Annotated in this window: 2 protein-coding genes; both read left to right on the plus strand. The window is 73.3% G+C overall.

The window, feature by feature from the left end; all coding sequences use genetic code 11:
- The first annotated feature begins 91 nt into the window (after positions 1 to 91).
- Positions 92 to 11002 (plus strand): type I polyketide synthase, encoded by a 10911-nt coding sequence (locus tag ABZ855_RS23825; protein ID WP_360809886.1) that lies wholly within the window; start codon positions 92 to 94, stop codon positions 11000 to 11002.
- 18 nt (positions 11003 to 11020) lie between these two features.
- Complete coding sequence (locus ABZ855_RS23830; protein ID WP_360809888.1) at positions 11021 to 15982, plus strand: type I polyketide synthase; 4962 nt, start codon at positions 11021 to 11023, stop codon at positions 15980 to 15982.
- The last annotated feature ends 1 nt before the right edge of the window (position 15983 follow it).

The raw sequence follows: 15983 nt of genomic DNA on the forward strand, positions 1-15983 counted from the left end.
TGCGCCCCGGCCCGCCGCGACGAGGTGTCCGAGCACGTTCCTGCGCGCGATGGCCCTGCCGCGCGCGGTCGCCGAAAGGAAGAGCCACACCATGGCCACTGCACCCGTGTCCGGACCTCCGGAAGTTGACACGGTGCCGGGAGAACCCATCGCCGTCGTAGGAATGTCCTGCCGCTTCCCCGGGGCGCCCGGACCAGAGGCGTACTGGCATCTGCTCCACGCCGGTGAGAGCGCCGTGTCCGACCAGGTGCCCGACGGGCGGCCCGGCCTGCCCCGCGACGCGGTGACGAGGCCTGCCGGATTCCTGGACAGCGTCGACGCGTTCGACGCCGACTTCTTCGGCATCACGCCCCGTGAGGCGACGAGCGTCGACCCGCAGCAGCGGCTCATGCTCGAACTGGCCTGGGAAGCGCTGGAGAACGCCGGCATCGTCCCGTCCGCGATCAGGGGCACGCGGGCCGGTGTCTATCTGGGCGCGATCTGGGACGACTACGCGAGGCTCGTCCACCAGCACGGGGCCGGCCAGGTATCCCACCACACCATCACCGGTGTCAGCCGGAGCATCATCGCCAACCGCGTCTCCTACTTCCTCGGTCTGCGCGGCCCCAGCCTGGTCGTGGACTCGGCACAGTCGTCCTCGCTGGTCGCCGTCCAGCTCGCCTGCGAAAGTCTCCGCAAGGGCGACTGCGCACTGGCACTGGCCGGCGGAGTCAGTCTGAACCTGGTGCCCGAGGGCTTCGTCGTGGCCGAGAAGTTCGGCGCCCTGTCACCCGAGGGCCGCACGTACACCTTCGACGACCGCGCCAACGGCTACGTGCGCGGTGAGGGCGGCGGAGTCGTCGTCCTGAAGACGCTGAACCGGGCGCTCGCCGATGGCGACACCATCCACGGCCTGATCCGCGGCGGAGCCGTCAACAACGACGGGGGCGGCGACAACCTCACCGCCCCCAGCGGGGCCGCGCAGGAGGAGGTCCTGCGCCGCGCCTACGAGCAGGCCGGCGTCGCCCCCGAGGCCGTACGCTTCGTCGAACTGCACGGCACCGGCACCCCGCTCGGCGATCCCATCGAGGCGGCCGCGCTCGGCGCCGTGCTCGGTGCCGGCAGCGGACGGGCCGCAGATTCCCCCCTGCTCGTCGGTTCTGTCAAGCCCACCATCGGACACCTGGAGGGCGCCGCCGGCATCGCGGGCCTGATCAAGGCGGTGCTCTGCGTACGGGAGCGGACCCTCGTCCCCAGCCTCAACTTCCGCTCCGCCAACCCGGCCATCCCGCTCGACGAGCTGAGGCTGAGGGTCAACGACGGCCTCAGCCCGCTGGACACCCCCGACGGCACCCCGCTGCTGGCCGGCGTCTCCTCCTTCGGCATGGGCGGAACCAACTGCCACCTCGTCCTCTCCGAGTGGACACCCATTTCGCAGGGCGCGCGGACACCGGACCGGTCCGCCCCAGCCCACCTCCCCGCCATGCCCACCCCCGTGATGCCCACCCCCGTGCCGGTGTCCGGTCGCACCGCCGACGCGCTGCGCGCCCAGGCCGACGCGCTGCGTGCCCATCTGGAGAGCAACCCCGACCAGAGCCTCGGCGATGTCGCCCACTCGCTGGCGACCACCCGCACCCACTTCGAGCACCGCGCCGTGCTGCTGGCCGCCGACGGGCCCGAGGCGCTTGCCGGACTGTCCACGCTCGCCTCCGGAGACACCCCCGCCCAAGCGGCGGCCGGTACGGTCCGGCCCGGCGAACTGGCCTTCCTCTTCACCGGGCAGGGCAGCCAGCGGGCCGGCATGGGCCGCGCCCTGTACGACTCCTTCCCGGTCTTCGCGACCGCCCTCGACGACGTGTGCGCCCTGCTCGACGAACACCTCGACCGCTCCGTACGGGACCTGATGTTCCTCACGGAGGACTCCGAGGACTCCGAGGACATCGGGCTGCTGCATCTCACCGGCTACACGCAGGCCGCGCTGTTCGCCTACGAGACCGCTCTGTTCCGTCTGCTGGAGGACTGGGGTGTCACCCCCGACGTCGTCCTCGGCCACTCCGTCGGCGAAGTGGCCGCGGCACACGCCGCCGGCGTCCTCTCCCTCCCGGACGCCTGCGCTCTCGTCGCGGCCCGCGGCAGGCTGATGCAGCAACTGCCGTCCGGCGGCGCGATGGTCTCTGTCCAGGCCTCGGAGCAGGAGATCCTGCCAACCCTCACCGGACGGGAGGACCAGGTCTCCGTCGCGGCGGTCAACGGCCCGCTGTCCACCGTGCTCGCCGGTGACGAGGACGCCGTGCTCGCCATCGCCGAGCAGTGGCGCGGGCGGGGGCGCAAGACCAAGCGGCTGCGCGTCAGCCACGCCTTCCACTCGCCGCGCATGGACCCGATGCTCGACACCTTCCGCGAGATCGTGTCCGGACTGGCATACGAGCACCCGCGCATTCCCGTGGTCTCCAACCTCACCGGGCGTCTCGTCTCCGCGCGGGAGATCAGCACCCCCGACTACTGGGTGCGCCACGCCCGGGAGGCCGTCCGCTTCCACGACGGCATGCGCGCGCTCGAGGAAAGGGGCGTCCGCTCCTTCCTGGAGGTGGGACCGGACGCGGTGCTCGCGGCGATGGGCCGCGACTGCGTGTCCGCGGAGCACGAGGAGGAGACCGCCTTCCTGCCGACGGCGCGGCACGGCCGGCCGGAGGTCCCCGCGCTGTTCGGCGCGCTCGCCGAACTGCACGTGCGCGGTACCACCGTGGACTGGCACCGCACGACGGCCGGCCGGGGCCGCCGCGTGTCCCTGCCCACGTACGCCTTCCAGCGCAGCTCCTACTGGCTGCCGGCCCCGGAGCGTACGGGCGCCGACGTCGGCTCGGCGGGACTCGCGCCGATCGACCACCCGCTGCTCGGCGCGATCCTGCCACGCGCCGAGGCCGGGGAACTCATCCTGACAGGACGCCTGTCCGTGCGGGCCCAGCCCTGGCTCGGCGACCACCGCCCGCACGACGAGATCGTGGTGCCCGCCGGTGTCTTCGTGGAACTGGCCCTGCAGGCGGGTGCCGAGGCGGGCGCCGCACACATCGAGGAACTGACGCTGGAGTCACCGCTGGTTCTGCCCGAGGACGGCGGGGTGCGGTTCCAGGTCGGCGTCGCGGCGCCGGACGCCGAGGGGCGGCGCGCGTTCTTCGTGCACTCCTGGCCCGAGGACACCGACTCGGACGTCTCCTGGCCCCGGCATGCCGCCGGCACCCTGGTCCCGGCCCGTCCGGAAATCCCGTCCGACCTGAGTGTCTGGCCTCCCGCCGGGGCCGTACCGGTCGTTGCCGACGACCGTGAGACGCCTCTCGACCCGGCCTTCGCGGCCGTGCGGGCTGCCTGGACCCTCGGCGAGGACCTCTTCGCCGAGGTGGCCCTCGACGCCGAACACCGCGACAGGGCCGCCCGCTTCGTCGTGCACCCCGGCCTGCTCGACGCCGCCCTGTACGCGCTCGCCGCGAACGGGGCGCGTTTCGCCGGCGTCGATCCCACCCTGGTGCGGCTGCCCACCGAGTGGAAGGGCATCGCCGTGCACGCGGCCGGAGCGGAGACCCTGCGCATCCGGATCACCCCCGCCGCCGGAGCGGCCCGGGCCGGTGCGACCGGTCCCTTCTCGCTCACCGTGGCCGACGGCGCGGGACTGCCGCTGGCCACCGTCGACGCCGTCACCCTGGCCCCCCTGTCCGAGGAAGCGGTACGCCGTGCGGCCGGCACGCCCGCTCAGGGGGCCCTCCACCAGATCGGCTGGACCGGTCTGGCGCTCACCTCGGGCGACGCGCGGTCCGGCAGCTGGGCGGTGGTGGGAGACACCGACCTCGGCCTGGCCACCGCCCTGACCACCGCCGACGCGGGAGTGGTCGTCCACCCGGACATGACCGCGCTGATCGAGTCGGCCGGTTCCGTCGCCCCCGAGCTGGTCCTCGTACAGTGCCCCACGCCGGCGGTCGGCCCGGTCGGTGTCGCCGAAGCCGTCCGCACCGCCGTCCAGGACACCCTTGAGCGGGTGCGGTCCTGGCTGGAGGACGACCGGCTCGCCGGCTCCCGGCTGGTGCTCGTCACCCGCGGGGCCGTGGCCACCGGCACGGCGGGCGACGCCCCCGACCTGGTGGGCGCCGCGCTGTGGGGCCTGCTGCGGTCCGTGCGCGCCGAGTACCCCGGCAGGGTCGGCCTGCTGGACCTGGGCCGTGAGCGGGGGTCGCTGCGCTCACTGCCCGCCGCCCTCGCCTCCGGGGAACCCGAACTCGCCCTGCGGGGTGGCTCCGTCCTGGTTCCCCGGCTGCGAAGGCCGGGGATCCCGGCCGGCCCGGCTCCCAGGTGGGAGTCCGGCGGTACGGTGCTGATCACCGGCGGGACCGGCGGGCTCGGCTCGCTGGTGGCCCGTCACCTGGCCGCCGAACAGGGCGTGCGCCGTCTGCTCCTGGTCGGCCGCCGCGGTTCCGACGCCGAGGGCGCCGCCGAACTCGTCGCGGACCTGCGGGCGTCGGGCGTGCAGGTGACCGTCGCGGCCTGTGACGTCGCCGACCGGGACGCCCTGGCCGTGCTGCTCGCCGGTATCCCCGACGAGCATCCGCTGACCGCCGTCGTACACGCCGCCGCGGTCCTGGACGACGGTGTCGTCACCAAGCTGACCCCGGAGCAGGTCGAGCGGGTGCTGCGGCCCAAGGTGGACGCGGCACTGAACCTGCACGAGCTGACGAAGCATCAGAATCTGTCCGACTTCATCCTGTTCTCCTCCGTGATCGGCACGGTCGGCAACGGCGGCCAGGCCGCCTACGCGGCGGCCAACGCCTTCCTCGACGGTCTCGCCCACCGGCGCAGGGCCGAAGGGCTGCCCGCCCTCTCGCTCGCCTGGGGACCGTGGGACCACGAGGACGGGCTGATCCGGGGCCTCGACGAGGCCGACCGGGCCCGGCTCCGCCGTCTCGGCCTGCGGCCGCTCGGCGTGGCCGAAGGGCTCGCCGCGCTCGGCACGGCCCGCGCGGTGGACGCGCCCGTCGTCGTCCCCGCCCGCTTCGACCGCGCCGCCCTGCGCACCAGGGCGGCCGAGGAGGAACTGCCCGGTGCCCTGCGCGGCTTGGTCACCCCGCCCAGGCGCCGGGGCTCCGCCGTGCGGCCGCACCCGGTGACCGGCGCGCCCGCCACCGGCCTCGCCCAGCGGATCGCGGACCTGTCCGGGGACGCCGCCGAGCGGCTGCTGGACGAGGTCGTCCGCACCCAGGTCGCCGCCGTCATGGGCTACTCCTCCCCATACGCCGTCGACGCCTCCCGTACGTTCAAGGACCTCGGTTTCGACTCCCTCACGGGTGTGGAACTCCGCAACAAGCTGAGTGCGGCGGCGGGCATCCGGCTGCCGGCCACGCTCGTCTTCGACCATCCCACGACCACGGCCGTCATCGGCCATCTGCGCTCCGAACTCATGCCCGAGCGGCTGAGTCTCCCTGTCCCGCCGGCCCCGGCCGATGTCGCCGCCGCCGACCAGGATCCCGTGGTGATCGTGGGGATGGGGTGCCGGTATCCGGGTGGTGTGGGGTCGCCGGAGGACTTGTGGCGGTTGGTGGTGTCGGGTGGGGACGCGGTCTCGGGGTTTCCGGTGGATCGTGGGTGGGATCTGGAGGGGTTGTTCGATCCGGAGGGGGAGCGTGCGGGGTCGTCGTATACGCGTGAGGGCGGGTTCCTGCACGAGGCGGCGGAGTTCGACGCGGAGTTCTTCGGTATTTCGCCGCGTGAGGCGTTGGCGATGGATCCGCAGCAGCGGTTGTTGCTGGAGGTGTCCTGGGAGGCGCTGGAGCGGGCGGGTCTGGATCCGGTCTCGCTGCGCGGCAGCCGCACCGGCGTCTACGCCGGAACGTTCATGTTCCGTGACGACACCGCGGAACAGGGAGGCGCCGAGGGCCAGCGGATGACCGGCAGCGCGGCCAGCGTCCTGTCGGGCCGCGTGTCGTACACCCTCGGCCTGGAGGGCCCCGCGCTGACGGTGGATACGGCGTGTTCGTCGTCGTTGGTGGCGTTGGACATGGCGGTGCAGGCGTTGCGGCGGGGTGAGTGCGCGTTGGCGTTGGCGGGTGGTGTGACGGTGATGTCGACGCCGGGGACGTTTGTGGAGTTCAGCCGGCAGCGGGGGCTTTCGGCGGATGGTCGGTGCAGGGCGTTCGCGGCGTCGGCGGATGGTACGGGGTGGGCCGAGGGTGTGGGTGTGCTGGTGGTGGAGCGGTTGTCCGATGCGCGGCGGCTGGGGCATCGGGTGCTGGCGGTGGTGCGGGGCAGTGCGGTCAATCAGGACGGTGCGTCCAATGGTCTGACGGCGCCGAATGGTCCGTCGCAGCAGCGGGTGATCCAGCGGGCTCTGGTGGGTGCGGGGTTGGCGGCGTGGGAGGTGGACGCGGTCGAGGCGCATGGGACGGGGACGCGGCTGGGTGATCCGATCGAGGCGCAGGCGCTGCTGGCCGTCTATGGGCAGGGGCGTGAGGGTGAGCCGCTGTATCTGGGGTCGGTCAAGTCGAACATGGGGCACACGCAGGCTGCGGCGGGTGTCGGTGGTGTGATCAAGATGGTGATGGCGATGCGGCACGGTGTGCTGCCGCGCACCTTGCATGTGGATGAGCCGTCGCCGTTGGTGGACTGGGAGTCGGGTGCGGTGGAACTGCTCACCGAGCAGCGGCGGTGGCCCGACACCGGCCGGCCCCGTCGCTGCGCGGTGTCCTCCTTCGGTATCAGCGGGACCAACGCGCATGTCGTCCTCGAACAGGCCCCCGCCGAAGACCCCACCGACACCGACACCGACACCGACAGCGCGAGCGGCACCGGCACCGACACCGACAGCGGCACCGGCAGCGCGAGCGGCACCTTCCGCATGCCCGTCACGCCGCTGCTGCTGTCCGCCAAGTCGCCACAGGCGCTGACCGCACAGGCCCGCCGCCTCCGCGCACACCTGGAGACGGCCGACGAGGTGAACCTGCCGGACCTCGCCTACTCCCTGGCCAGCACCCGGACGGCGTTCGACCACCGTGCCGCGCTGTTCGCCGACAATCGCCGGGAACTGCTGGAGGCCCTGGACGCGCTGACCGAGGGCAGCACGTCCGCCCGGCTCGTCACCGGCGCGCCGACGAGCGGTAGGACCGCCTTCCTGTTCACCGGCCAGGGCAGCCAGCGGTCGGGTATGGGACGCGAACTGTACGCCGCGTACCCGGTGTTCGCAGAGGCCCTCGACGCCGTGTGCGCCGAACTCGACCAGCACGTGGGGCGCTCGGTACGGGACGTGATCTTCGCGGAGTCCGAGGACTGGGAGGGGCCGCTGCTGCACCAGACGGTGTTCACGCAGACCGGCCTGTTCGCTCTCGAAGTGGCCCTGTTCCGGCTGGCCGAGAGCCTGGGACTGCACGCCGACCATGTAGCCGGTCACTCGATCGGTGAACTCGTGGCCGCCCACGTTTCGGGTGTGCTGTCCCTCGGCGACGCGGCGGCGCTGGTCGCGGCCCGGGGCAAGCTGATGCAGGCCCTGCCGCAGGACGGCGCCATGCTCTCCGTTCTCGCACCCGAGGACGAGGTCGCGGCGCTGCTGGCCGGGCGCGAGCACGAGGTGGCGATCGCCGCCGTCAACGGGCCCGCCTCCGTGGTGATCTCCGGCGACATGCTGGCCACCCTCGCCGTCGCCAGGGAACTGGAGAGCCGGGGCCGCAAGACCCGGCGGCTCAACGTGAGCCACGCCTTCCACTCACCCCACATGGACCCCATGCTGGACGAGTTCCGTGCCGTGGCCCAACGGCTCGCCTTCGCGCCGCCGGTCATCCCGATCGTGTCCAACGTGACCGGCGGGCTCCTGGAGGCGGAGGAGGTCTGCTCACCGGAGTACTGGGTCAGGCATGTGCGCCAGGCCGTCCGGTTCAACGACGGAATCCGTACGCTCCAGAACGCCGGCGTCACGACGTTCGTGGAACTCGGCCCGGACGGCGTGCTGTCGGCCATGGGCCGGGACTGCGTCGCGGACGTGGACGGCACGGAACCGGAGTTCGTCCCCCTGCTGCGCAAGGACCGCACGGACACCCTGGCGGTCGCCCACGGTCTGGCACGGCTGCACGTCCGGCACCTGAGCCCGTCCTGGGACGCGCTGTTCGAGGGCTCCGGCGCCCACCGGGTCGAACTGCCCACCTACGCCTTCCAGCGCAAGCGCTACTGGGCCAGGCCCACGACCCGCACCGCCGATGTCGGCCACGTCGGGCTGTCCCCGGCCGGGCACCCGCTGCTCGGCGCGACGCTGACCCGGGCCGACACCGACGAGACCGTCCTCACAGGGCGGCTCTCCCTGCGGACCCACCCCTGGCTGGCCGATCACGCCGTCCTCGGCAGGGTACTGCTGCCGGGCACGGCCTTCGTGGACATGGCGCTGCGCGCAGGCGCCGAGGCCGGTGCCGGGGAACTGGAGGAACTCACCCTCGAAGCACCCCTGATCCTGCCCGGGACCGGCTCCGTGCGACTGCAGGTGGCGGTCGGAACACCGGACGAGTCGGGACGCCGTTCCGTCACCATTCACTCCCGCCCCGAGGGCGGAGCCTTCGAGGAACCCTGGACCCGGCACGTCGGCGGCACCCTGGCACCCGAGCAGGCGCCCGCCGACTTCGATCTCACGGTGTGGCCGCCGCGCGACGCGCAGCCGGTGGACCTGACCGGCCGTTACGACGACCTCTCCCGGCAGGGCTTCGACTACGGGCCGGCGTTCCAGGGACTGCGGGCCGTCTGGCGCCGGGGCAACGAGGTCTTCGCCGAACTCGCCCTGCCGGACGACCAGAAGGAGCAGGCGTCCGCCTTCGGGCTGCACCCCGCCCTGCTGGACTCGGCCCTGCACGCCATCGAGCTGGGGGTGCTGCCGGGCACCGGTGAACCACGACTGCCGTTCGTGTGGAGCGGGGTACGCCACCACGCTCTGGGCGCGGCGGCGGCACGGGCCCGGCTGACCCCCGCCGCCTCAGGATCGGTGACCATCGAAGTCACCGACACGGCGGGCATGCCGGTCGCCTCGGTCGAGTCGCTGGCGGTGCGGGGCGTGTCCGCCGAGCAGTTGGGTACGGCCGGCGGGCGCGGCCACGAGGCGCTGTTCCGGCCCTCCTGGGTCGCGGTGCGCGGCGGCACCGCGACGCCGGACCGGCCGTGGACCGTCCTGGGCGACGACCCGCTGGAGCTGCCCGGCGCCGAACGGTTCACCGATGTGGCGGCGCTGAGCGCCGCCGTCGCCGCCGGAGCCCCGGTTCCCGCCCTCGTGGTGGCGCCGCTGACGGCACCGGCCCACTCCGTCCGCGACGCCGTGCGGGGCGCTCTGACACTGGCACGGGACTGGCTCGCCGATGAGCGGCTGGCCCCGGCCCGGCTGGCCGTGGTGACCCGGCGGGCGGTCGCCGCCGCCCCGGACGAGGACGTGCTCGACCTTCCGCATGCCGCCGTATGGGGGCTGCTGCGCACGGCACAGACCGAAAACCCGGACCGGATCGTGCTGGTGGACCTGGACCTGGACATGGCCGCCGCCGACGACGTGGGCACCGAGGCCGAGCAGGCGATCGGCAGGGCGCTGGCCGCGCACGAGCAGCAGGTCGCGGTCCGGGCCGGAACCCCGCGCACCCTCCGGCTGGAGCGGGCCGTGGTCCCGGCCGACGCCTCGGCGCCCTGGGACCCGGCCGGTACGGTGCTGATCACCGGTGCCACCGGAGCGCTGGGCGGCATGCTGGCCCGCCACCTCGTCACTGACCACGGCGTACGCCACCTGCTGCTGACGAGCCGCCGGGGCCCGACGGCCGAGGGCGCCGCCGAACTCGCCACGGACCTGCGGGCGTCGGGTGCACACGTGACCGTCGCGGCCTGTGACGTCGCCGACCGGGACGCCCTGGCCGCGCTGCTCGCCGGTATCCCCGACGAGCATCCGCTGACCGCCGTCGTACACGCCGCCGGTGTGCTCGACGACGGCGTCCTGGAGTCGCTGACCCCCGAGCGGATCGACCGGGTCCTGCGCCCCAAGGCCGTCGCCGCCTGGAACCTGCACGAAGCAACCCGCGGCCTGCGGCTGACCGCGTTCGTCCTCTACTCCTCCATCCAGGGACTCGCCGGCGGTGCGGGCCAGGCCAACTACGCGGCGGCCAACACCTTCCTCGACGCCCTGGCACAGCACCGCAGGGCCCAGGGACTGCCGGCCACCTCGCTCGCCTGGGGACCCTGGGCGGAAGGCGGCATGGCGGCCGAACTCACGGAGGCCGACCGCAACCGGTTCGCGAAGACCGGCATGGTGGCGATCACCTCCGCCCAGGGCATGGAACTCTTCGACGCCGCACTCGGGGCGGACGCGGCCGCGCTGGTGCCGCTGCCGCTCGACACGACGGCGCTCAGGGCGCTCGGTGCCGACGCGCCGCCCCTGCTGCACGGCCTGGTCCGGGCACCGGCCCGGCGTGCCGCGTCCGGCGGCCCGGCCACCGGACAGGCCTCCTCCGGGCCGACCCTCGCCGAGCGCCTGACGGCGCTCACGGCGGACGAGCGGCAGCGGGTCCTGCTGGACGTCGTGTGCGCCGAGGTCGCCGCGACGCTGGATTACGGCGCACCGGACACGGTCGACGCCACGCGCGGCTTCAAGGAACTGGGTCTGGACTCGCTGACCGCCGTGGAACTGCGCAACCGGATCGGCAGGACGACCGGTCTGCGGCTGTCGGCGACCCTCGTCTTCGACTACCCGACCCCCGCGGCCGTCGCCGGACACCTGCTGACGGTGCTCGCCCCCGAGCCCGCGACGGCGGCCGCCGACGTACCCGACGAGTCCGAGATCCGCCGGCTGCTCGCCTCCGTGCCGGTGGACAGCCTCCGGCAGGCGGGCCTGCTCGACGGACTGCTCCGACTCGCTTCCGGCATCGACGCCCGGCCCGGAGAGCGGAGCGGTGGCTCCGACGAGCCGGAGGACGGTGCCGATGTCATCGACGACATGGATGTCGACGCGCTCATTCGCATGGTCCGCGCCAGTTCCGAGACCTGATAGTGCCGAACGGGAGAAATGATGACGAACGCGGCATCCGACGCTGTGGTCGAAGCACTGCGAGACTCGCTCAAGGAGAACGCCAGACTGCGCCGCCGGAACCAGGAACTGGCCGCCGCCGACCAGGATCCCATCGCCATCGTGGGGATGGGGTGCCGGTATCCGGGTGGTGTGGGGTCGCCGGAGGACTTGTGGCGGTTGGTGGTGTCGGGTGGGGACGCGGTCTCGGGGTTTCCGGTGGATCGTGGGTGGGATCTGGAGGGGTTGTTCGATCCGGAGGGGGAGCGTGCGGGGTCGTCGTATACGCGTGAGGGCGGGTTCCTGCACGGGGCGGCGGAGTTCGACGCGGAGTTCTTCGGTATTTCGCCGCGTGAGGCGTTGGCGATGGATCCGCAGCAGCGGTTGTTGCTGGAGGTGTCCTGGGAGGCGCTGGAGCGGGCGGGTCTGGATCCGGTCTCGCTGCGCGGCAGCCGCACCGGCGTCTACGCGGGGCAGATGTATCACGACTACGGCCCCCAGCTGCACCACCCGGTCGAAGGCGTCGAGGGCTACCGGCTGACCGGCGGGCTGGGCAGCGTGCTGTCGGGCCGGGTCTCCTACGTCTTCGGCTTCGAGGGGCCCGCGGTGACGGTGGATACGGCGTGTTCGTCGTCGTTGGTGGCGTTGGACATGGCGGTGCAGGCGTTGCGGCGGGGTGAGTGCACGTTGGCGTTGGCGGGTGGTGTGACGGTGATGTCGACGCCGGGGACGTTTGTGGAGTTCAGCCGGCAGCGGGGGCTTTCGGCGGATGGTCGGTGCAGGGCGTTCGCGGCGTCGGCGGATGGTACGGGGTGGGCCGAGGGTGTGGGTGTGCTGGTGGTGGAGCGGTTGTCCGACGCGCGGCGGTTGGGGCATCGGGTGCTGGCGGTGGTGCGGGGCAGTGCGGTCAATCAGGACGGTGCGTCCAATGGTCTGACGGCGCCGAATGGTCCGTCGCAGCAGCGGGTGATCCAGCGGGCTTTGGTGGGTGCGGGGTTGGCGGCGCGGGAGGTGGACGCGGTCGAGGCGCATGGGACGGGGACGCGGCTGGGTGATCCGATCGAGGCGCAGGCGTTGCTGGCCGTCTATGGGCAGGGGCGTGAGGGTGAGCCGCTGTATCTGGGGTCGGTCAAGTCGAACATGGGGCACACGCAGGCTGCGGCGGGTGTCGGTGGTGTGATCAAGATGGTGATGGCGATGGGGCACGGTGTGCTGCCGCGCACCTTGCATGTGGATGAGCCGTCGCCGTTGGTGGACTGGGAGTCGGGTGCGGTGGAACTGCTCACCGAGCAGCGGCGGTGGCCCGACACCGGCCGGCCCCGTCGCTGCGCGGTGTCCTCCTTCGGTATCAGCGGGACCAACGCGCATGTCGTCCTCGAACAGGCCCCCGCCGAAGACCCCACCGACACCGACACCGACACCGACAGCGCGAGCGGCACCTTCCGAATGCCCGTCACGCCGCTGCTGCTGTCCGCCAGAAACACCGAAGCGCTCACCGGCCGAGCCCGGCAGCTGCGCGAACACCTCACCACGCCCGCCGCCGGCGCCCGGCTGCCGGACATCGCGTTCAGCCTCGCCGCGCGCTCGGCGTTCGACCACCGCGCCGTGGTGTTCGGTTCCGACGAGGCGGAGCTGCGGGACGGCCTCGCCGCGCTGGCCGAAGGACGCCCCGCTCCCGGAGTCGTCACGGGCGCCGCCGACCGGAGCGGCAAGGTGGCCTTCCTGTTCACCGGCCAGGGCAGCCAGCGGCCGGGAATGGGACGCGAACTGTACGCCGCGTACCCGGCGTTCGCAGAGGCCCTCGACGCCGTGTGCGACGCCCTGGACAGCCACCTCGCCCGCCCGCTGCGCGAGATCATGTTTGCCGAGGCGGGCACGGAGGACGCCGGACTGCTGAACCGGACCGCCCACACCCAGGCGGCGCTGTTCGCCCTTGAGGTGGCACTGTTCCGCCTCCTGGAGTCCTGGGGCTTGCGCCCGGACTACCTGATGGGCCATTCGGTCGGTGAACTCGCCGCCGCGCACGTCGCCGGGGTGCTCTCCCTGGACGACGCCGCCGCCCTGGTGGCCGTCCGCGGCAGCCTGATGCAGGCCCTGCCCACCGGAGGCGCCATGGTGTCGGTGCTGGCCACCGAGGAGAAGGTGACCGGCCTGCTGACCGGCCACGAGACCGAGGTGTCCGTGGCCGCCGTCAACGGCCCCGCGTCCGTGGTGATCTCCGGTGACGAGGACACGGTCCTACGGATCACCGCCGAACTCGAGGCCGCCGGCGTCAGGACGCGCCGGCTCAACGTCAGCCACGCCTTCCACTCACCCCACATGGACCCCATGCTGGACGAGTTCCGCTCGACCGCCGGAAAGCTGGAGTTCTCCCCGCCGGTCACACCGATCGTCTCCAATGTGACCGGCCGCGTCCTCACAGCAGACGAGGCATGCTCCGCCGGCTACTGGGCCGACCACATCCGCCGGGCGGTGCGCTTCCACGACGGCATACGGACCCTCCACGCCGAAGGGGTGGAGACCTACGTCGAACTGGGACCGGACGCCGTACTCACCGCCATGGCGCAGGACTGCCTGAGCGGGACCGGCGACACCGACCCGCTGCTGCTCGCCACCCAACGACGTGACAGGCCGCAGGCCAGGACGCTCATCGCCGCGGTGGCCGAGGCCGACGTGAACGGAGCCGTCCGGGCGAACTGGCCGGCGCTGTTCGCCGGATCCGGCGCCCGGCAGGTGGAACTGCCCACGTACCCCTTCCAGCGGCACCGGTACTGGCTGGAGACGCCCGCCCCGCAGCCCGACGGCGACGGCGGCCAGGACGAGCAGTTCTGGACCGCGGTCCGGGAGCGCGACCTCGCGGCGCTGGAGGACCTGCTCGGCCCCGACAGCTCCGGCGCACTCGCGGGACTGCTGCCGGCACTCGCGTCATGGCGTGAGAACAGCGCCCGGCGCTCCCTCACCGGCTCCTGGCGGTACCGGACCGCCTGGTGGCCCGCCACCGCGCCCGCCGATGGAACGCTCACCGGTACCTGGCTGCTCGTCGTTCCCGCGGCCCTCTCCGGGTCCGACCTGGTCGCCTCGGCCGAGGCGGCACTGACCGGACGGGGCGCCCAGGTGCTCCAGGTGACCGTCGACCCGGCGCGAACCGACCGGGACACGCTCGCGCGGCAGCTCGCGGAGGCCACCGGCGGCACACCCGCTGAAGGCGTTCTGTCGCTGCTCGCGCTGGACACCGCCCCACACGGCGACCACCCCCCGGTGACCCGGGGCATCCTCGCGAGTCTGCCGCTGGTCCAGGCAGTCACAGCGGCGGCCGAGCCGCCCCGGCTCTGGCACCTCACTCAGGGCGCGGTCGCGACCGGAGGATCCGACACGGTCGACGACCCCGCCCAGGCGGCGGTGTGGGCCCTGCACCGGGCCGCGGCACTCGAACACCCGCAGCTCCACGGCGGCGTGGTCGACCTGCCTGCCGTCGCGGACGACAGCGCGCTACGACGCCTGACGGCCGTGCTCGCCGAACCCTCCGGAGAGGACCAGCTGGCCGTCCGGCCCGCCGGTACGCTCGTACGCCGACTCGTGCGCGCCGCGACCGGACGGCCGGGCGGCGACACGTACCAGCCACGCGGCACCGTGCTGGTCACCGAGGGCACCTGGGGGATGGGCGCGCGGGTCGCGCGCCGGATCGCCGACCTCGGCGCCCGGCAGCTGCTGCTCACCCACTCCCCGGGAGCCGAGGGCCGGGCTCTGCCGGAGTCCCTGGCGGAACTCTCCGCGAAGGGCGCCCAGGTGACCGTGGTCCCTTGCGACCTCGCCGACCGGACCGCCGTGGCCGCACTGCTGGCCGGCATCCCGGCGGAGCAGCCGCTGACCGCGGTGTTCCACACCGCCGGCGCCCCGCGCACCGCCACGCTGGCCGAGACGGACCCGGCGGAGTTCGCCGCCACGGTGAGCGCCGTCGCCGCGGGCGCGGCCCATCTGCACGACCTCGTGGACGCCGAGACCTTGGACGCCTTCGTTCTGTTCTCGTCGATCGCCGGCGTGTGGGGGAGTGGCGGTCAGGGCGCGTACGGCGCGGCCAACGCCTACCTCGACGCGCTCGCCGAGCACCGCCGGGGCAGCGGCCTGCCCGCGACCGCGCTCGCCTGGGGCCTGTGGGCGGACACCCCGTCCACCGCCGTCGAGGCGCCGGACCCGGCCGCCGAGCAGCTCCGCCGGGACCAGCTCCGCCGCCGCGGACTCGCCGGCATGGCACCCGAACTGGCTCTCGACGCCATGGCCGAGAGCATCGGACAGGCCGACGCGGCCTACGTCATCGCCGACGTGGACTGGGAGCTGTTCGCCCCCGCTCTTACCGCGGTCCGGCCCAGTCCGCTGATCAGCGGACTCCCCGAGGTCGACCAGGCGCTGAGCCAGGCGGACGGCGAGAGCGGGGACGGCGCCTCCGAGGCCGCGGAAACCCTGCTGCGCTCCCTGGCCGCGCTGTCCGAGCCGGAACAGGAACGTCTGCTGACCGACCTGGTCCGCACGGAGATCGCCGCCGTCCTGGGGCACTCCGGTCCCGAGGCGGTCCCCGCCACCCGAGCCCTGAAGGACCTGGGACTCGACTCCCTGGCCGCGGTGTCGCTGCGCAACCGGCTGGGCGTGGTGACCGGGCTGCGGCTCCCGGCCACGCTTGTCTTCGACCATCCCAACCCGGCCGCGGTGGCCGCCTTCCTGCGTGCGGAGGTCGCGCCGGCGGAGGCGGGCACCCCTGTCGACCAGGAGCTGGACAGGTTGCGGTCCCTGATCGCCGCGCACTCCGGCGACCGATCCGTGCGGGAGCGGATCGGCGCCCGCCTCCAGTCCCTCCTCGCGGAGCTGACCGGCCAGGACGCGGAGGTCGCCGCTGTCGCGGCGCAGCTGGATGAGGCCTCCGACGACGACATCTTCGCCTTCATCGACAGCGAGCTCGGCACCCCCTGAC

The sequence above is a fragment of the Streptomyces sp. NPDC047042 genome, from assembly GCF_040644035.1.
Lineage (GTDB): Bacteria > Actinomycetota > Actinomycetes > Streptomycetales > Streptomycetaceae > Streptomyces.

What these genes read in the sequence shown, in the direction of transcription:
- ABZ855_RS23830 (WP_360809888.1), top strand. Translation starts at nt 11,021, where the DNA reads ATGATGACGAACGCGGCATCCGACGCTGTGGTCGAAGCACTGCGAGAC.
- ABZ855_RS23825 (WP_360809886.1), top strand. Translation starts at nt 92, where the DNA reads ATGGCCACTGCACCCGTGTCCGGACCTCCGGAAGTTGACACGGTGCCG.